General features: G+C 44.0%; 17 protein-coding genes. 15 read left to right on the forward strand and 2 right to left on the reverse strand.

Translation table 11 applies throughout. The annotated features are described in order from the left end of the window. Positions 1–101: 101 nt before the first annotated feature. The 8 genes from bchL to OSC7112_RS25105 all read left to right on the forward strand — a co-directional run bounded on the left by bchL (position 102) and on the right by OSC7112_RS25105 (position 8,609). The gene (gene bchL, locus OSC7112_RS25070) at positions 102–968 is read left to right on the forward strand and encodes a ferredoxin:protochlorophyllide reductase (ATP-dependent) iron-sulfur ATP-binding protein (RefSeq protein ID WP_015178522.1); all 867 of its coding nucleotides are present in this window, start codon (positions 102–104) and stop codon (positions 966–968) included. 34 nt (positions 969–1,002) lie between these two features. Then, positions 1,003–2,370 (forward strand): DUF5331 domain-containing protein, encoded by a 1,368-nt coding sequence (locus OSC7112_RS25075; RefSeq protein WP_015178523.1) that lies wholly within the window; start codon positions 1,003–1,005, stop codon positions 2,368–2,370. 477 nt (positions 2,371–2,847) lie between these two features. Beyond that, complete coding sequence (locus OSC7112_RS25080; protein WP_015178524.1) at positions 2,848–4,257, forward strand: ferredoxin:protochlorophyllide reductase (ATP-dependent) subunit N; 1,410 nt, start codon at positions 2,848–2,850, stop codon at positions 4,255–4,257. An 84-nt stretch (positions 4,258–4,341) separates the two neighbouring features. Further along, positions 4,342–4,611, forward strand: coding sequence for a type II toxin-antitoxin system HicA family toxin (locus OSC7112_RS25085; protein ID WP_015178525.1), 270 nt, complete (start codon positions 4,342–4,344; stop codon positions 4,609–4,611). Further along, entirely contained in the window at positions 4,583–4,948 is a 366-nt protein-coding gene (locus tag OSC7112_RS25090; RefSeq protein ID WP_015178526.1) for a type II toxin-antitoxin system HicB family antitoxin, read from the forward strand. Before OSC7112_RS25085 ends, OSC7112_RS25090 begins: the two co-directional genes overlap by 29 nt. Positions 4,949–4,993: 45 nt before the next feature. Then, positions 4,994–6,865, forward strand: coding sequence for a reverse transcriptase domain-containing protein (locus tag OSC7112_RS34750; protein WP_015178527.1), 1,872 nt, complete (start codon positions 4,994–4,996; stop codon positions 6,863–6,865). 393 nt (positions 6,866–7,258) lie between these two features. Then, positions 7,259–7,483, forward strand: coding sequence for a DUF5678 domain-containing protein (locus OSC7112_RS25100; RefSeq protein WP_015178528.1), 225 nt, complete (start codon positions 7,259–7,261; stop codon positions 7,481–7,483). Between the two features lie 64 nt (positions 7,484–7,547). Then, on the forward strand, positions 7,548–8,609 hold the full coding sequence (locus OSC7112_RS25105; protein WP_015178529.1) for a hypothetical protein: 1,062 nt from the start codon (positions 7,548–7,550) through the stop codon (positions 8,607–8,609). A gap of 79 nt (positions 8,610–8,688) precedes the next feature. Here OSC7112_RS25105 and OSC7112_RS25110 read toward each other — a convergent pair whose 3' ends face one another. Next, on the reverse strand, positions 8,689–10,137 hold the full coding sequence (locus tag OSC7112_RS25110; protein WP_015178530.1) for a DUF5009 domain-containing protein: 1,449 nt from the start codon (positions 10,135–10,137) through the stop codon (positions 8,689–8,691). On the opposite strand from OSC7112_RS25110, the gene OSC7112_RS40175 reads away from it, so the two are divergent. Next, positions 10,136–10,282, forward strand: a complete 147-nt coding sequence (locus OSC7112_RS40175; protein ID WP_190274267.1) for a hypothetical protein — start codon at positions 10,136–10,138, stop codon at positions 10,280–10,282. The two genes, OSC7112_RS25110 and OSC7112_RS40175, sit on opposite strands and share 2 nt — an antisense overlap. Before the next feature lie 61 nt (positions 10,283–10,343). On the opposite strand, the gene OSC7112_RS25115 is transcribed toward OSC7112_RS40175, so the two are convergent. After that, the gene (locus OSC7112_RS25115) at positions 10,344–11,270 is read right to left on the reverse strand and encodes a polysaccharide deacetylase family protein (RefSeq protein ID WP_015178531.1); all 927 of its coding nucleotides are present in this window, start codon (positions 11,268–11,270) and stop codon (positions 10,344–10,346) included. Between the two features lie 34 nt (positions 11,271–11,304). Here OSC7112_RS25115 and OSC7112_RS25120 point away from each other — a divergent pair, with 34 nt between their 5' ends. The 6 genes from OSC7112_RS25120 to OSC7112_RS25145 all read left to right on the forward strand — a co-directional run bounded on the left by OSC7112_RS25120 (position 11,305) and on the right by OSC7112_RS25145 (position 17,162). After that, complete coding sequence (locus OSC7112_RS25120) at positions 11,305–11,511, forward strand: hypothetical protein (protein ID WP_041622729.1); 207 nt, start codon at positions 11,305–11,307, stop codon at positions 11,509–11,511. A 288-nt stretch (positions 11,512–11,799) separates the two neighbouring features. Then, the gene (locus OSC7112_RS25125) at positions 11,800–12,468 is read left to right on the forward strand and encodes a glycosyltransferase (protein WP_015178532.1); all 669 of its coding nucleotides are present in this window, start codon (positions 11,800–11,802) and stop codon (positions 12,466–12,468) included. A 51-nt stretch (positions 12,469–12,519) separates the two neighbouring features. Then, the gene (locus OSC7112_RS25130) at positions 12,520–13,296 is read left to right on the forward strand and encodes a polysaccharide deacetylase family protein (protein WP_015178533.1); all 777 of its coding nucleotides are present in this window, start codon (positions 12,520–12,522) and stop codon (positions 13,294–13,296) included. Between the two features lie 26 nt (positions 13,297–13,322). Next, positions 13,323–14,951, forward strand: a complete 1,629-nt coding sequence (locus tag OSC7112_RS25135) for a DUF2079 domain-containing protein (RefSeq protein WP_015178534.1) — start codon at positions 13,323–13,325, stop codon at positions 14,949–14,951. Between the two features lie 173 nt (positions 14,952–15,124). After that, positions 15,125–15,793 (forward strand): DUF3318 domain-containing protein, encoded by a 669-nt coding sequence (locus OSC7112_RS25140; protein ID WP_015178535.1) that lies wholly within the window; start codon positions 15,125–15,127, stop codon positions 15,791–15,793. A gap of 370 nt (positions 15,794–16,163) precedes the next feature. Further along, positions 16,164–17,162 carry an anti-sigma factor antagonist gene (locus OSC7112_RS25145; protein ID WP_015178536.1) on the forward strand — a complete coding sequence of 333 codons (999 nt, stop codon included), beginning with the start codon at positions 16,164–16,166 and terminating at the stop codon, positions 17,160–17,162. Positions 17,163–17,624: the final 462 nt, after the last annotated feature.

A 17,624-nucleotide genomic window follows, 5' to 3' on the forward strand; every position in this document is an offset into this window, starting at 1 on the left:
AATTGGGCTATTGCAATTGGGCTATTGCAATTGGGCGATCGAAAAAAAGCAGGAAAACCCAGCCCTCATCGTTTTGATAGAAACCTATAGGAGAACAAAGAGTGAAACTCGCAGTTTACGGAAAAGGTGGAATTGGCAAATCGACAACAAGCTGCAACATCTCCGTTGCCCTAGCCAAGCGCGGCAAGAAAGTTTTGCAAATCGGTTGCGATCCAAAGCACGACAGCACATTTACCCTCACTGGCTTCTTGATCCCCACAATTATTGACACCCTTCAGCAAAAGGACTATCACTACGAAGACGTTTGGCCCGAAGATGTCATATACAAAGGCTACGGCGGCGTTGACTGCGTAGAAGCAGGCGGCCCTCCCGCAGGAGCTGGCTGCGGCGGCTATGTAGTCGGCGAAACCGTCAAACTCCTCAAAGAACTCAATGCCTTCGACGAATACGACATCATCCTGTTCGACGTGCTCGGTGACGTAGTGTGCGGCGGTTTTGCAGCCCCCTTGAACTACGCCGATTACTGCATGATTGTTACCGACAACGGGTTCGACGCTTTATTTGCAGCCAACCGCATCGCCGCCTCAGTCCGCGAAAAAGCCCGCACTCACCCGTTGCGGCTCGCTGGTTTAATTGGCAACCGCACCTCAAAGCGCGACTTGATCGACAAGTACATTGACTCTGTACCCATGCCGGTGCTGGAAGTGCTGCCCCTGATTGAAGACATCCGAGTTTCTCGCGTCAAAGGCAAAACATTGTTTGAGATGGCCGAAAGCGATCCTTCCCTCAACTACGTCTGCGATTACTACCTCAACATCGCTGACCAGATTTTGGCAAGGCCCGAAGGAGTAGTACCCAACGACACGCCCGATCGCGAATTATTCGCCTTACTTTCAGATTTTTATCTAAATCCAGTGCAACCGGTGGTCAAGAAGGAGGAAGATGAGCTAGACCTGATGATGGTTTAATAGGTCTAGCGATCAGGATGAGGATAAAGAGGTTATGGCTTTTTTTGATACTTTTTCAGTTGCTCTCAAACAGAAGTGGTTGGACTACTACCAGGTAAATCGGGCTTGGCTGCTCCTGCACATGACGGCTGACAACACGGTCGCCACACCCGACGGCGGGAAAAGGCCTGTTTCTTACCTCATCCTGGGAATTGCGGCTGCCCTGGAGCCGGAACTCCAGCAATTAATGCTGCCCTTCTCAAAACTAAAGCCGGATGCAGACAGCCTGATCGAAGTGTTGGGACTCAATTTTGACCCGGACATCGCGCTGGGTATGCCCTCAAATATCGCGCAGCAGACGATCGGCACATCTCCAACACCCGCAGCCACTCAAACTGCAACTACTGCACCCGCAGTCGCTCAAACTGCCACTGCTGCACCCGCAGCCGCTCAAACTGCCACTGCTGCACCCGCAGCCAAATCAAATAAATTGGGCGGTGCTGCCTTAGCAGCAGCCGGAGTCGCCGCCGGAGTCGCCGGAGCAGCCGGTCTGGCAGCAGCAGCGTCAGCACTGAGCTCCGAGGAGGAATCCTTCGATGAGTTTGAGGAAGAAGCGGTCTCCGACTTCGACATGGGCGATGAGGAGGAAGAAGCGGTCTCCGACTTCGACATGGGCGATGAGGAGGAAGAAGCGGTCTCCGACTTCGACATGGGCGATGAGGAGGAAGAAGCGGTCTCCGACTTCGACATGGGCGATGAGGAGGAAGAAGCCTCGGCTTTGGACGGTCTCGGTCTCGAAGAGGATGAGGAAGACGCCGTATCTGACTTCGATATGGGCGACGATGAGGAAGACGCCGTATCTGACTTTGATATGGGCGACGATGAGGAAGACGCCGTATCTGACTTTGATATGGGTGATGATGAGGAAGAAGAAGCCTTGGCTTTGGGCGGTCTCGACCTCGGCGATGATGATGAGGAAGAAGAAGCCTTGGCTTTGGGCGGTCTCGACCTCGGCGATGACGAGGAAGAAGAAGCCTCGGCTTTGGGCGGTCTCGACCTCGGCGATGACGAGGAAGAAGAAGCCTCACAATTTGGGACTTTGACCTCTGGAGATCTCGAATCGGAGATTTCCGATCCGTTTGGGGAAGAAGATGCAGAGTTTGTCGCCGAAGAAATACCCGATCCTTTTGGGACAGCGACCTCAGATGACCTAGACATGGATCTGGGCGACTTGGACGATGACGGTATTGACGATTTCTCTGTATCTGATGACGATGACCTCGACGATCTCGGACTCGACGATCTGGGGGAAGCAACTACCGGAGATCCTGACGAAGATGATTTAGATGCTCTAGGTCTCGGCGATTTGGATTCCGACGATGAGGATGAAGAAATTTCCGGCTTTTTATCTGATTTTAAGTGAGGTTGTTGCGCGATCGCCCGCATCTCTTCTAGTCTTGAAGTTTCCCGCTCTATTTGTGAGTTGTGAGTTGCGAGTTGTTAATTTTTAATTAGCTCCAACTCACAACTGCCAAAAGGCTTTTTGCCGCGAGTGAGTTGAAGAACACTAAATCCCTGCTGTGAGGGATTATATGCCCTCGCGCAGAATTTTTTAGCTAAAATTTGGGATGCTGCGGCTGCGGAAATATTGAGTTTGCTGCATCTATTTTTCAGAGGAATTAGCCCCAAAATAGGTATTTCTATTTATTGTTCGCTGTGCGTCGCGATCCCGCAAAACAGGTGTTTTCTCGCCACTGCGCCTGTTGGCGTTCGAGAGGAAAAACAACCTATTCCTCTCCTGGGCGATCGCACCGAGACATCGCAAAATCCAAGTATTTCCTCGCTCCGCCGCAAGTCCTGTTCGAGACGAAAAACAATTTAAAGGGAGAAGATTTGAGATATGACTGCTATTACTACTAATGAACCGGAAGCTTTAAACTTTGAATGCGAAACAGGCAATTATCACACTTTTTGTCCGATTAGCTGCGTAGCTTGGCTTTATCAAAAAATTGAAGATAGTTTTTTCTTGGTCATCGGTACCAAGACTTGCGGCTATTTCTTGCAAAACGCCATGGGCGTGATGATTTTTGCTGAGCCTCGCTATGCGATGGCTGAGTTGGAAGAGGGCGATATTTCCGCTCAGTTAAACGATTATGATGAGTTGAAGCGGCTGTGCTTGCAAATTAAGCGCGATCGCAACCCCAGTGTAATTGTTTGGATCGGCACTTGCACCACCGAAATCATCAAAATGGACTTGGAAGGGTTAGCGCCGAAACTCGAAGCAGAAATTGGCATTCCCATCGTCACAGCCCGCGCTAACGGCTTGGATTACGCTTTTACTCAAGGGGAAGATACCGTTTTGGCAGCTATGGCTGCTAAATGCCCTGACAAAGCTCCGGTTGTAGAAGCTCAGAAGCAAGAAAGAAATGCTATCTCTCAACTGCTGAATTTCGGCAAGAAAAAAGAGGAAGTTGCAGCAGATGAATCGGAATATGTCAAGCACACACCGCTGGTACTTTTCGGTTCTTTGCCCGACCCGGTTGTTACTCAGCTAACTCTAGAATTGAAGAAGCAAGGAATCAAAGTTTCCGGTTGGCTTCCTTCCAAGCGCTACACTGAATTGCCAGTCTTGGAAGAAGGTTATTATGTATCGGGCATGAATCCGTTCTTGTCGCGCACAGCTTCTACGTTGATGCGCCGCCGCAAGTGCAAGCTAATTGGTGCGCCATTCCCGATCGGCCCTGACGGAACTCGCGCTTGGATTGAGAAGATTTGCTCAGTGTTGGGAATTGAACCAAAAGGTTTGGACGAACGGGAAGCGCAAATTTGGGCTGGTTTGGAAGATTACCTGCAAATCATTCGCGGCAAATCTGTCTTCTTTATGGGAGACAATTTGCTGGAGATTTCTTTAGCACGTTTCTTGATTCGCTGCGGCATGACTTGCCCGGAAATTGGCATTCCTTACATGGACAAGCGCTATCAGGCGGCCGAATTGGCGTTGTTAGAAAAGACTTGTCAGGAGATGGGAGTTCCTACTCCTCGGATTGTGGAGAAACCAGACAATTACAATCAGTTGCAGCGGATTTACGAGCAGAATATTGACTTGGTGATTACAGGTATGGCTCACGCTAATCCTTTGGAAGCGCGGGGAATTAATACTAAATGGTCTGTTGAGTTCACTTTTGCTCAGATTCACGGCTTTGGTAATGCGCGGGATATTTTGGAGTTGGTGACTCGTCCGCTGCGCCGGAATAATTCGCTGAAGGATTTGGGCTGGGGTGATTTGGTGAAGAAAGAAGCGAAGGTTTAGTTTCTGAACTACACCTGATTCATAGCGAGGGTGGGCAATGCCCGCCCTTATTTATTAGAATAGTATAAGCATCCGTAAAAATTCATGGGCAAGTTAGGAAAACTGGTAGAACAATTTTTAGCAAATCCACCAGAAGTGCGGTTTGACGATGTGTGCTATATCCTAACTGCTTTTGGCTTTGAAGAAAAGCGATCGAAAGGAAGTCACCATACTTTCCGAAATGCTGATGGATTAAAAATTACAGTTTCTAAAAAAGGTGGTAAAAAGGTAAAAGGAGTATACGTCAAGCAAATTGTTGTGCTATTAAAACTGGAGGAATGGAGTGATGAATCAGAAGATGAAAGTCAAGCTTAAATCTCTAGAGTATTACTTGAGTCTTAAATATCCTATCAGTTTTTATCCAGAATCCGAAGGTTATACAGCTATAATCAAAGACCTTCCTGGCTGTATGTCTCAGGGTGAAACTTTATCGGAAGCGATGGAGAATATTCAGGAAGCTAGGGAATTATGGATAGAAACAGCTTATGAGTGTGAAGATGAGATTCCTTTACCTACAACGGAAATTGAGTATAGCGGAAATTTATCGTTGCAAATTCCTAAATCTCTACATTTGAGTTTAGCAGAAAAAGCGGAAAGGGAAGGAGTTAGTCTTGACCAGTACATTCTGGTTGTGTTAAGTAAAGCAGGTTAAAAGTTAACCCTCGGAGTAAGTTAGGAGGAAGGGTTATAAAGGGTAATGGCGGAAGCAAAAATTGAAGATAGCAGAAATAATATGGATATCAATGAACTTATTGTTCGAGGAATTTCTTATTATATGCAAGGCAAGTACGGCGAAGCTCTTGAATGCTTTAACCAAGCCATCTGTCACGATCTAAACTGCGTCCAAGCCTATCACTACCGAGGTTTGATTCGCAGGCGACAAACAGATAAGCAGGAAGCTATTGAAGATTTACAGCAAGCGGCAAGGCTCTTAAACGATAAAGAATATACGACTATATCCAATAATCTACAAATATTTATAGAGCAAAATTGTTTCAAAAAAACTGAAAATGTAAAATCAGATGATAGCGACCAAAATTTGATATTTCATAATGAAAACTGGTATGAGTGCTATGACGATCTGGTAGACGCATTTCCCGATGAGTTTATGTCATATTGGGAGATAGAATCTTTAAGACAAGAGTGTGAGAGCATTGTAGAAGAGGAGTTTGAAAAGCTAGAGCGCTGGCTTTCTAGGCAACTAAAAGATAGTCAAGTTTTGCAGAAGAAGCGTATTAACAATGCCAAGTTCGATCGGGAGCGACTGCAAAGCAACAACTTGCCATTGTGTAATTCCCATGAAGCGATCGCCCAAGCTATGGGAGTTAGTGTTAAAGGATTGCGCTTTCTGGCTTTTTCTCGCAAAAAATCGCATTACATCCGTTTCCAAATTCCGAAAAAAACTGGTGGAAATAGGAAAATTTCAGCACCGACACACTTGTTGAAGAAAACTCAAAAGTGGATTCTTGAGAATATTTTAGAAAAGATCCAACTACACGATGCTGCTCACGGTTTTCGTCTTAAACATTCTATAGTTACGAATGCAGAGCATCATGTAGGCAAAGAAGTCATAATCAATATCGACCTCAAAGATTTTTTTCCTTCTATTTCCTACATACGAGTTAAGGGACTTTTCAAATCATTCGGCTATTCGGAAACTGCCTCAACAATTTTCGGGTTGATTTGTACTGAACCGAAAATTAAAGAGATTGAAGTAAACGGTAAAATAGAATTTTTACTTTCGTGGACTGAACGATACTTGCCACAGGGAGCACCAACAAGTCCAGCAATTACAAATGTTCTGTGCAGCAGACTGGATCGGCGATTACATTCGATGGCAAAACAATATAGCTTTGATTATACTCGGTATGCTGATGACCTAACTTTTTCGGCTTCCGGTGAGAGTCTTGACAATATCTGTAAGATATTCCAAAACACCAGGCTTATTGTTGAGCAAGAAGACTTTGAGATTAATGAACAGAAAACTAGAGTTATTCGCAGATATCAGCAGCAGGATGTGACTGGTATTGTAGTTAACGACAAACTTAACGTTTCAAGAGAAAAGCTGAAAAATTTTCGTGCAGTTCTTTATCAAATAGAAAAAGACGGTCTGGAAGATCGCAACTGGGGACAGTCTGAGGATATCATCGCATCAATTGAAGGTTTTGCCAATTTTGTCTCAATGGTCAATCCTGAAAAAGGTGCTAAATTCAAAGAGCAGATTGAGCGGATTAAAGAAAAATACGGTCGCAAAAAAGAGGCTAAAATCAATAATATTAGTCAACCAATTATGAATCAATCCGACATAGTAGCTCTGATTTATACTAAACTTAAGGAATTGAGATGTTCCAAAAAAGTGAAGCAGATATATTTAAATAAAATTTACAATAAGCAATCGCTGCAACAGTTAACAGACGAAGAACTATTAGAAGTGCTGCGTGACTTGACAACTTGGTCATCTGGAGAATCTGGCAGAAGACAGATCAATTTCGTGAAAAAATATAGAGCATTAAGCTGCGAATATATCAGACATGATACTCCCGATCGGGAGGATGTGAATGAATTTTAAAAGTAAACGATCGCATTCTTTACTAAAATCGTTGCTATAAATTGCTTTGATTTGTTATAATTTGATAGTCACGCGCTGCTGTAACTCATGCAAAACAGCCTTGCATTTCGGGCGGTGGATCGCCGCCCATACGTTTAAGCTACCTCGTAGTCGCCTGACCTTCGGGCTTTCGGCGAATTGCCCAGTTACTTACTTACTGACTTTTTAAGTGATTGGATGTCTTTTTTGCGAAGGGGCAACCTGATAGCAGCATCGCGTGATATTTTTTTAACAGTTGTCTTTACAGAAAGTGCGATCGCCTGTCACAACACGTATCGCTTCTCTTCATTTTCGATAAACGCCAAAATATATGAGTACAACGCCCTCTGCAAGCGACAGCCGTGAAATGCTGAAATGGCTCACTCGCAACCGACGGATGTTATTAGATTTATATCGCAATCAATATATTGCCATAATGCCGATCGATTAATCGCTCACAGTGAAAACTTGCAAGAAGTTTTGGCATTAGCCGAAGCTTCAGGAGAAATTTTTGCGATTTACTTGGTTCCCCGTCGCTGTGCTTCTGTTCGGATTTTGCCGATTCGCTCCCTTCCAGAATCTCAGGCCACAGGCCCGTAACACAATTCAGGAAGCGCCGCCTATAATCGGAACTAGCCCAACTCTCATCAGTTGAGAAACCGCCATGAGCCAAGACAAGGAAAAAATTAGCTATTCAGAGAAAACAGAACGTCTCAGAGTTATCGGTCAGTTTATCAAAACTGTGACACCGATGATTTGGACGATCGTAATTTTAGTAGTCATCATTCCCCTATTCGGTAACTTTCTAATTTCCCAGTCACTAACAAATACGGGAACCACAGCAGTTGTAGTCTCGCCGCCGCACGATTTCAGCAAAGTCAACCAAGACGTTAAAAAAGCCATCCAACAATCCCATATAACTGCCGAAACTTTCGCATCTAAAGAATTGGACAAATGGGAAACCGAAGTAATAGCACGAGTAGACAATAGCTTCCTCGATTGGTACTTCGATTACTTCAATCAAAAAAAGATGGAGTTTACCGTACCTTTTAATTTCGTGAAATCTGCCGTACTCAACAGATTTGATATGACAGCCGCATCTCGTGCTGTTTCCGAAAAATTAACCGAAGACTTTCAAAGAGAATTTGCTAACCGCGTGTTAGTTCCCAAAAACGCTCAATTGCGATTTCAATTAATCACTCAAGATACTGCTAATTTGTACATATCAGAAGTTAGCAAGAATGTGAAAGTAGTTCAAAACAATTATAATATACCGCAAGTACAGTGGGACAAATATCTGAACGATATTGCCACCACAATTAGCGACAAAGGAAACGTCTCGAATTTATCATTAAAAGTATTAGTTGGCGGCAGCGGCTACTTAGTTGCTAAACCCTTAATTTTGGGAGTAGCAGGTAAAGTTGGTAGTAAAGTTACCGCAAAAGTTGCCAGTAAAGCCGCCGCAAAGGTAGCCACGAAAACAGGCGGTACAGTTGCTAGTCAGTTGGGAGTAAGTTTAATCGACCCGATTGTCGGCATCGGGATTATTATCTGGGATTTGTGGGATTACAATCACACAGTCAAAGTAGAAAGACCAATTTTGCGGGAACACATTGTAGAATACTTAAAAGATGTCAAAAAGTCCCTGCTCACAAATCCTGAAAGCGGGATTATGGCAGCAATTTATCAGTTGGAAAGCGGTATTTTGAAGTCGCTTCAATCTTAATAATTTCGTAGAGAGGACAGAATTCCTCTCCTTAGTGTGAATCAATAAGCACTAAACTTATTACTACAAACCTCAAAATTTATGTCCTCAAAAACAGTTTAAACCTCGTAAAAACTACCACAATTAACGCCAGAATCGCCGTATATCCCAACCCCCTCAAAAACCCCATAAACGGATTGGTTGAAGTCATCTCAATAATCACCGGTTCCAATTTAGTTAAAACCAGAATCGGCCAGATAATATTCGCAAATCCTGCATAGCCAATCATCGGATTCACCCCGTTATCAATAAACAACTGCAAAAACCATTTTCTTTGAAACACATCGATAATTATCATCAACCCAATCAACAGCAAAATCGCCATTCCCGCCGTTAAAAACAAGTAACTCATCGTCGCTGAATCTTTCTTGATTCCGCCTTCATAAGGCTCAAACAGCAAACCCAAAACCACCCAATAAAACCCCCATTTGTAAAGGCGGTTCAATAAATTTTCCGTGACATTCCCTGGCTTTCTCAACAAAACCAAAGCGCAGAAACACAGCACCACCGTCACTAATGCAGTCTGCCACACCCATCTAGCTTGCAGTCCAATTAACAAGACTAAATTGACAGCAAACATCAAAACCATAAGGCTGAAATAGCGCCAACTCTTCCAGCTAGCATAACTCGCCTCTTCCGGCGAACAATACTCTATCCACCGACCCAGCAAATCGCCCACAATCGTACCGGGAATCACTACAAACAAATACTTTAAATAATCAAATTGAAACAGCCAAGGTGCAGGAGAGTACAGCCAAACTAAATTAATCCAACCGTCAGTATGAGAAGACAGCCGCGCCGCCAACAGCAAGCCCAAAAATCCCACTCGCAACCACGTATTTGAACGAGTAAACAGCCAAATTAGCGAGCCGAAAACGGCCATATTTGCTAGTACCATCAAGATAATATCGCTACGGCTAACTAAAAATCCTACACCGTTGGGATATTTGATGTGAGATACGAAGCTAATTCCGGCACTCCAACCAGCAAGGGTTAAGGATGTCCGCCACCACACAGACCACCTGGACGGCCAGCGAACATACATTAAAAATAATATTAAAAATCCAAACAAGGCCATCCACCACTTCTGCGGGATGGATGCGTCTGGGTTAATTGTAGTCGGGCGAATGTGCTGGAGAAATATCGCAAATGACGCTAACAAAAAGCCTCTTTGCAAAATAGATAAAATCACTTTTTTTGTATCCCATCCCTTGGCGATGCGGCGCGACAAAGCTAGCGGTATCGCCGCCCCCATTGCAAACAAAAAGAAGGGGAAAACTAAATCAACCCAGGTTAATCCCGGCAGTTTGTTATTAAAAATGTGATCCGGCGGTGGCAGTTGGGCGTGATACATCCACGCCGGCAATGTTTTGCGGGCTATTGTACCGGATAAAACCATCGCTAAAACTGCTATTCCGCGCAGGGCATCCAGGGCGTCTGCGCGTTGGGAAACGGCAGCAACTGCTAAACTATTTTCTTGTTTTACCATGTCTTTTACCTCTGATGTTTGGGATGCTAATTTATATCAAGTACGGTTGGTTGACCGCAAGATATCGGCCGGGGCGGGTTTACTGGAGTTGTGGCGCTTTTTGATAGATAATGGTGAACCTAGCCCGGATCGGAATAACGGTTAATTTACGGCACATGATATTACTAAAAGTCTTTTTTGCTCAAAAATAATAGAATATCTCCGGCTTATTTGCCAATTAATTTGTGCAGCCAGCTTCCTGAAGCTAGGTTGCTGAGTCTTTTTGCGGAGTGTTTTTTATTGACTGTTAACCGCGAAATTCGGTATTTATTGGGTGGAAAAAACCGCAGTTTTAATTTGGAACTGTCGTACAAATATCCTGATGAGAAATATTTGGCAACGTATTTGTCAACTTGTTTGTTGACAGCGCCAAACGGGTAGGCTATGTGTGAGGCGACTGTTCGATTTGGGTCTAAATCTTGGGTGCATTTTCTGAGTCTAATTTGATCTTCAGATAATTCTCGTTCTAATGCTGTCAGAAAAATTTTGGTTAAATTTTCGTGATTCAGTCCGTGGGATTGAATATCATAAAAACCTTTTTGCATTCCGTCTCTCAAGTCTTGACAAGTTACCTTTTTTATGAGCGAGTCTTGATGACCCAAAAAGCCGGAGTTGATAAATACAACTGCTTTGGTTTTTTTGCCGTATTTATTTTCGAGTGTTTCTAAAATCGGCAGTAAGTGCGTATAAATGCTTTTATTTCCGTCGTCAAAAGTAATCATGACTTTCGGGCGATCGCGATATTCACTCGGCACGGGCTGTTTGGGATTTGCTATGAAATACTCGTAAAGCTCTTGGGATGACAAAAACCAATAGTTATGGCTAACTAAATAATCTAAAAAAGGTTCCAAATTTTGCTGGCTGTAGTCGCCGGGAAATTCTCGCCGCAGCGGCGGTATTTCCTGGGGATTCTGAAGGTCAACAATATCGTGAAAGCCGAAAATCGGAATTTCTACTGTGATGATTTCTAAGATTACTTGATAAGTGATGAAAGTTAGGATAAATGCTAGTAAAAAGCTAATAATGCGTTTTTTTCGGGGCGTAATACCCGATTGAAAATACTCCGGCAATTTGTTAACTAAATAATTTACCATTGACAATTACAACCTCATGAGATAGAAGGTTCGGGTGGGAGTAAGAGGGTTTTTCTGGCTGCTGGGAGCATTTAGATTGTCGATCGCCCGCGTTTTCCGTAAAGATAAGCTGGCTCAACTCCAGCATGATACAATTTATCTCGATCGATCGCACTTATCCCGCAACCCCCGTTCACAGGACAGAATTCGTGCTAGAGGAGTGGCGATCGCCCGCTTGCTCAAAAATCATCCTTTGAGCTAGATTAGCCAGTATGGGCGATCGACAGCAGCAATTCCGACAGCACCCTCCAACTCCTAAACTGCCCGCTGTTCAAAGGTTCCAAAAAGTCCAACTTCGTCTTTGCACTTTCCAGGCGAAGTTGAAGTCAATTTTCTCAGCAGCAGTAAACAATACCTCTCGCCGCCAGAAATTTTCTCTGTAAAATTTTCTCTGTAAAATTTTCTCTGTAAAATTTTTTATGTATTTTTTTTACTTGTGATTTACCTCCGGAGGTGCTAGCATATTTCACCGAAATCCGATCGAACAGCCATGATAAAGATAGCGGTAATTCTGCCTGTTTACAACGAAGCAAATTGCATAGCCCAAACCTTTGACAGAATTTTAGAATTTTCCCAAAAAAACCATGCTTACAATTTTATTATTGTTAATGACGGCTCGACCGACAATACACTGCAAATTCTCGAAAACCAACTCAAAACTTTCCCCACACATCACATCAAACTAATTTCTTACAGCAACCGTCAAGGCAAAGGATATGCCGTCAAAAAAGGCAGCGAATGTGTAGACGCCGACTGCATTTGCTTCATGGATGGCGACTTAGCTTACTCCCTCGAACACCTCGAACTCTTAGTCAAAAAATTAAAAGAATTTGATGTCGTAATTGGTTGCAGAAATCTCGAACGAGAAAACTTCCGAAATCTTACCTTACTCCGAAAAATCTCAGGCAAAATATTTAACTTCATTTCTGGCAAAATTCTCGATCTACCATATAGAGATATGCAAGCCGGACTCAAAGGATTTAACAAAATACCAGCTCGAGAAATATTTAAAAACCAAACACTTACTGGATTTTGTTTTGATGCAGAACTGCTTTTTTTAGCAAAAAAAAAAGATATACAATTGGTGAAATTCCAGCCAAGGTTTGCCAGCAACACCTCTACAAAAATTCCCAAGTCAATATATTCAAAGATTCCCTAAAAATGCTGATATGCTTATTTAAAATTAGAGCCAACAACCGCGCAGGCTACTATGAATAAATCAATCTTGTTGAGCTTTGACATAGAAGAATTTGACATCCCCGAAGAATACGGTCAACCCCTGGAATCCGAGCTCAAATTTCAAATTTCTAACCGAGGATTGTCAAAGATTATTGCACTTCTAGAAAAATTAGATATTACAGCCACATTTTTTGTTACAGCTAACTTTGCACTCCACAACCCAGATACAATCAGAGAAATTTCACAACACCATGAAATCGCCTCCCACGGCTTTTACCACTCTCAATTTTGCCTAGAAGATTTACACAAATCTAAACAAACCTTAGAACAAATAACTAATACTGAAATCACTGGATTCAGGATGGCCAGACTTCAGCCCGTTGACGACGCAGAAATAGAAAAAGCAGGCTACGAATACAACTCATCAATGAATCCAACTTACATCCCCGGCAGATACAACAACCTATCTAAACCCCGAACTGCATATTATACGAATAAACTGCTCAACCTTCCCATTTCAGTCACTCCTCTGATCAGATTTCCCTTATTTTGGTTGAGCTTTAAAAACTTCCCCCTCTCAATGATAGAATTAGCAACCCAACTAACCCTAGAAACAGACTCTTATCTGAACATCTACTTTCACCCCTGGGAATTCACAGATATTTCCCAGTTTAAATTACCCAGTTACGTCAAAAAAGACTCAGGTAGGAAAATGGTTGAAAAACTAGAAAAATATCTCACCAAGCTGAAAACCAAAGGCAAATTTATTTCTATTTCCGAATTTAAGCACAACTTCAGTCAACCTTAGAGCCAATATCGGGTTCACCAAAAACTATGAAATTTAAACCTCTCTACTACTGGAACAATCAAACAGGATTGCGTCAAGTTACAATCCTAGCCACCATCTTTTTTATATTAGTTTTAAGTTTTAGCATAATCCGCTACGAAAGCTTCTTAGCCACCTACGATCACGGTTTATTTAACCAAGTATTTTGGAATAGCATACACGGCAGATTTTTTCAAAGTTCAATGTCTTCAGCCGCCTCCAGCGCCTCGCTGATAGACAGACAACTTTCCTACCCATTTTATATCCATTTAGGCCAACACTTCGTCATCGATTTTCTAATTTGGATGCCGATTTATGCATTATTTCCATCTCCCATTACCCTGATAGTTTTGCAAGTTGCTTTAATTGCAGCCGCCGGAATAGTGCTGTATTTCTTAGCAAGACACTATCTATCTGTTCCCCTGTCGGTAATGATAGTAGCCAGCTATTACGGAGCAAATGGTGTCATCGGCCCGACGCTGGGAAATTTTTACGAACACTGCCAAATTCCTCTATTTATATTTAGCTTGCTCCTAGCATTAGAAAAGCAGCGCTGGTCGCTATTTTGGCTGTTCGCAGTTTTAACATTAGGCACTCGCGAAGATGCTGGAATTAGCTTGTTTGGCATCGGAGCCTATTTAATTGTCAGTCGGCGCTACCCCCGCGTCGGCATAGCTTTGTGCGCTCTCAGCTTTAGCTACGTGGTGTTCGTAACTAATAGAATCATGCCGATGTTTTCGGCTGACAATTCCCGCTTGTACTTGGCTAATTATTTTAGGCAATTTGTTAAAACCGAGAACCCGTCAACACTAGAACTGCTTTGGGCGATTATCAGTCAACCTCAGCTCATAATTGAAGTATTTTTTAAAGATGCAAGTAAGCGAATTTTATATCTTTTAGGTCATTGGTTGCCGCTAGCATTTGTACCTGCGATCGCTCCTAGCGCCTGGTTAATGACTGTTTTTCCTTTACTGGTTCTGTTGCTGCAAGTTGTTAATCAGGCTGCTACTTCTATCAACACCCGCTACACATTTTCTGTAATTCCGGGGTTATTTTACGGTACAATCCTGTGGTGGTCGCAACATCAACATAAATTCAAACCCAGGTTCCACCGCTTCTGGATTGGGTGTATCGGTATGTCAATACTGCTTACGTACACTTCCAATCCGAATCGAGCTTTGTATTTCATCTCTCCTTATTCTTTTCAACCTTGGGTTTATCAATCTTTGCCGGCTCAACTAGGACACGCAGCTAATGTCAAAAAAGTCTTAAGTTTGATTCCCCAAGATGCTAGCGTTTCTACCAGCGGTTATATCGTTTCCCACCTTTCGGGCCGCCGGAACATCATCCGTTTAGAAGTGATGCAGATGAAAGACGAAGAGGGAAAAGTAGTCGATGTCGATTATGCGGTGTTAGATTTGTGGCAGTTGCAGCAAAACAATTTAAAAGTTCCCGTTGACAGAGGTAGAGTTCGGGCGGGAGTGCGTTTTACCGATGAAGCTCTACGGCGAGGTTTGTACGGAATTGCTGAAGTATTGGACGGAGTTGTTTTAGTTCAAAAAGGCATAACTTCTAAGCCGGAAGTTTTGTCGGCTTGGTCGAAATTGCGGCAAGAAATCGAACCGTTGATGAAATAGTCGAAAGTCAAGGATAGAGTCGGGAGTTGCGATCGCCCCCAGAGAGTAAAACCAAGTAAAATTGCCAGTATGGGTCGATCGACCCCCGTTGCTAGACTATATTTGGATTCAAGGTTTGCTATACTCCAGAAATAGACACATATTAACCTTTGGAAAATCAATAGGCCGGAGCTATGACATCCTATGCAACCTCTACAGCAAGAGCCGAGATGAGTGAGATCCGGCGCTTGAAAAACATACTGCCCCCAGAACTCCAAAGTTGGGTAACAGTAGAAAAAACAATAGAAGTTAATCCTACCCTGATCCGCAGCGAAGAAATAGGCAAAGACCAGGTAGAAATCCAAATAGACCTGATCCGCTGGGAACAGCTAGCAATGGATCAGCGCAACCTCCTATTTTGGCACGAAGTCGCCAGAATCCAAAACGACACCATCCCCAGAGACGGTTGGGAAATGGCAGCCCTCGCCATTGGTTTAGGCGGCGCCGTCGGCGAACTTTGGGTACAAGACGGTTTGCTGCTGTTACTAGCCCTATCCCTTTGCGGCGTCTCCGGCTGGAGACTTTACCAAAAAAACAACGGAGAGAAAAGTTTAAAAGAAGCAGTAGACGCCGACGAAAAAGCCCTCGCCCTTGCCACCCGCTTCGGCTACACTCTCCCAAACGCCTACAAAAGCCTCGGCAGCGCCTTAAAAACCTTAATCGAGCAAACCTCCAAAAAACAGCAGCGGGCTAAATACGAAGCTCGTCTCCAGGCCCTCAAACGCAACGCAGCCAAAGCCAAAGCCAAAGTCAAACCCATCACCCGCGAAACCTCTCAGTCAGAAAACGTCTACAATTCTTAACCTCATCCCCCGACGCTTGTTACGGGGGTTTTCCAGTTAACGGTTAACTGTTGACTTCTGTGTTAGCTGTTAACTGTTAACTGCAGTGGCCCGGTGCAAGACAGGCACAAAAATTACTAACGACCAGATTAATCGGCCCGAAGCCACAAAAATCTTGATTCCGATGTCAAAGTTTGGCAGCGACTGCGTTCAAAAATCTTTCGGCCAAAACTGGAATTGGTAAACTCAAGTCTATTTTTGTCTTTGATATCACTCTCGGCGGGCAAGTTTGCAGGCGTTTTTATAAAGTTTTTATAAAGCTAGCCTAAGGAGGAGTTGCTAGGACAGAATAGGCTAAAGACATCAGCTTGAAATTTGAAACTAGGACTTCATGGTCAGTCACACCCCAGAGGCAGATTTTCGGGTTACGTACTTGGACGAGATTCCCTCCGTTCACATACCCGTGCGCTTGAGCGTACTTGAAGCCGTAAACTTCAAGACAACCTGCCAGGAACTTTTCTCCGGAAGCACCGTTCCCAGCAAAATCGTCCTAGACTTCAGTCAGACGACATTCATCGACAGTAGCGGGATCGGTGCTTTAGTCAGCAATCTGAAATTTGTTAAACAGCGCGGCAGCGATTTGGTGCTCCGAAGCCTCAAGCCGCAGGTGATGGCAGTATTTGCTCTCACCAGCCTAGATCAAGTGCTGACGATCGAGCAGCCCTCTGCAACCTCAACTCCCACAGAGACCAACCGCTCGGACACTCCGTTACCGATGACCCACCCTTCAGTGCAATCGTGGGTGAAGCGACTGATAGACATTGTTGGGGCAATTGTCGGTTTGATAATTACAGGAATTTTGTTCGTACCCATAGCTGCAGCCATCACTATCAACGATCCAGGCCCAATATTTTTCGGTCAAACCCGCTGTGGCTGGATGGGCAAACAATTTCGGATTTGGAAATTTCGATCGATGTGTACCAACGCCGAAGCCATGAAAGCCCAAATCAAAAACCAGGCTTCTGGCGCATTTTTCAAAAATGACAACGACCCGCGGATTACCAAAGTCGGGCGCATCTTACGCAAAACCAGCCTCGACGAACTGCCGCAGTTTTGGAACGTGCTCAAAGGCGAAATGAGTCTAGTCGGCACTAGACCGCCTACCCCAGACGAAGTGGAGCGCTACGAAGTCCCTCAGTGGCAGCGTTTGGATGTCAAACCCGGCATGACAGGGGAATGGCAAGTCAACGGTCGCTCTCAAGTCCGCGATTTTGAAGATGTCATCCGTTTAGATTTAAAATACCAACAAAACTGGAGTTTGGTGTATGACCTCAAACTAATTGTCAAAACTGTAACAGTCCTATTTAACAAAAATAGTGGCGCTGTGTAGGAACCCGCAACAACCCACCGCTGAAATTTGAGGTGCTGTTGCCGACGGAGGGCGCGAACTCGAACTCGATACTTAGTCAAGCAGACGATCGCTAGCGATACCTACGTTAGCGTTAAGTGTTAAAATTCACACGCCCAGAAAATGCACAGCTAGTTGCCAGCTCTGCAATCAGAGCATTAATAATTAGCAATTGGCGAGTTCGAGGTCATACTCAAACGAGCCCAGCATGATTTTCGAGGACGAGAAGAACTCACCTGTCTTTAGAAAAGTAGCGACTGCTAACACGGTCTAAGCTTAAATCGCTTCCTCGCAAGCTGACTCGGGAATTTTCCCTATTTAAACGCCCTACCGAGGCGGGTTACAGTATCGGAAGTCTCTCATTTGCTGTGCGAGTAAATGGTGCGAAAGGAATGCTCACCTTGAGGCAAAACGGGCTTCTTCAACTCAAGCTTGACTTAACTA

Source organism: Oscillatoria nigro-viridis PCC 7112 (assembly GCF_000317475.1).
In the GTDB taxonomy this organism is placed as follows: Bacteria; Cyanobacteriota; Cyanobacteriia; order Cyanobacteriales; family Microcoleaceae; genus Microcoleus; species Microcoleus nigroviridis.

Excerpts from the sequence above, each read along its gene's own strand:
- OSC7112_RS25125 (WP_015178532.1), top strand. The coding sequence starts at position 11,800 with ATGATAAAGATAGCGGTAATTCTGCCTGTTTACAACGAAGCAAATTGC.
- OSC7112_RS25145 (WP_015178536.1), top strand. The coding sequence starts at position 16,164 with ATGGTCAGTCACACCCCAGAGGCAGATTTTCGGGTTACGTACTTGGAC.
- OSC7112_RS25135 (WP_015178534.1), top strand. The coding sequence starts at position 13,323 with ATGAAATTTAAACCTCTCTACTACTGGAACAATCAAACAGGATTGCGT.
- OSC7112_RS25140 (WP_015178535.1), top strand. The coding sequence starts at position 15,125 with ATGACATCCTATGCAACCTCTACAGCAAGAGCCGAGATGAGTGAGATC.
- OSC7112_RS25090 (WP_015178526.1), top strand. The coding sequence starts at position 4,583 with ATGAATCAGAAGATGAAAGTCAAGCTTAAATCTCTAGAGTATTACTTG.
- OSC7112_RS25075 (WP_015178523.1), top strand. The coding sequence starts at position 1,003 with ATGGCTTTTTTTGATACTTTTTCAGTTGCTCTCAAACAGAAGTGGTTG.
- OSC7112_RS25080 (WP_015178524.1), top strand. The coding sequence starts at position 2,848 with ATGACTGCTATTACTACTAATGAACCGGAAGCTTTAAACTTTGAATGC.
- OSC7112_RS34750 (WP_015178527.1), top strand. The coding sequence starts at position 4,994 with ATGGCGGAAGCAAAAATTGAAGATAGCAGAAATAATATGGATATCAAT.
- OSC7112_RS40175 (WP_190274267.1), top strand. The coding sequence starts at position 10,136 with ATGTCTTTTACCTCTGATGTTTGGGATGCTAATTTATATCAAGTACGG.
- OSC7112_RS25105 (WP_015178529.1), top strand. The coding sequence starts at position 7,548 with ATGAGCCAAGACAAGGAAAAAATTAGCTATTCAGAGAAAACAGAACGT.
- OSC7112_RS25115 (WP_015178531.1), bottom strand. The coding sequence starts at position 11,270 with ATGGTAAATTATTTAGTTAACAAATTGCCGGAGTATTTTCAATCGGGT.
- OSC7112_RS25130 (WP_015178533.1), top strand. The coding sequence starts at position 12,520 with ATGAATAAATCAATCTTGTTGAGCTTTGACATAGAAGAATTTGACATC.
- OSC7112_RS25100 (WP_015178528.1), top strand. The coding sequence starts at position 7,259 with ATGGCTCACTCGCAACCGACGGATGTTATTAGATTTATATCGCAATCA.
- OSC7112_RS25085 (WP_015178525.1), top strand. The coding sequence starts at position 4,342 with ATGGGCAAGTTAGGAAAACTGGTAGAACAATTTTTAGCAAATCCACCA.
- OSC7112_RS25110 (WP_015178530.1), bottom strand. The coding sequence starts at position 10,137 with ATGGTAAAACAAGAAAATAGTTTAGCAGTTGCTGCCGTTTCCCAACGC.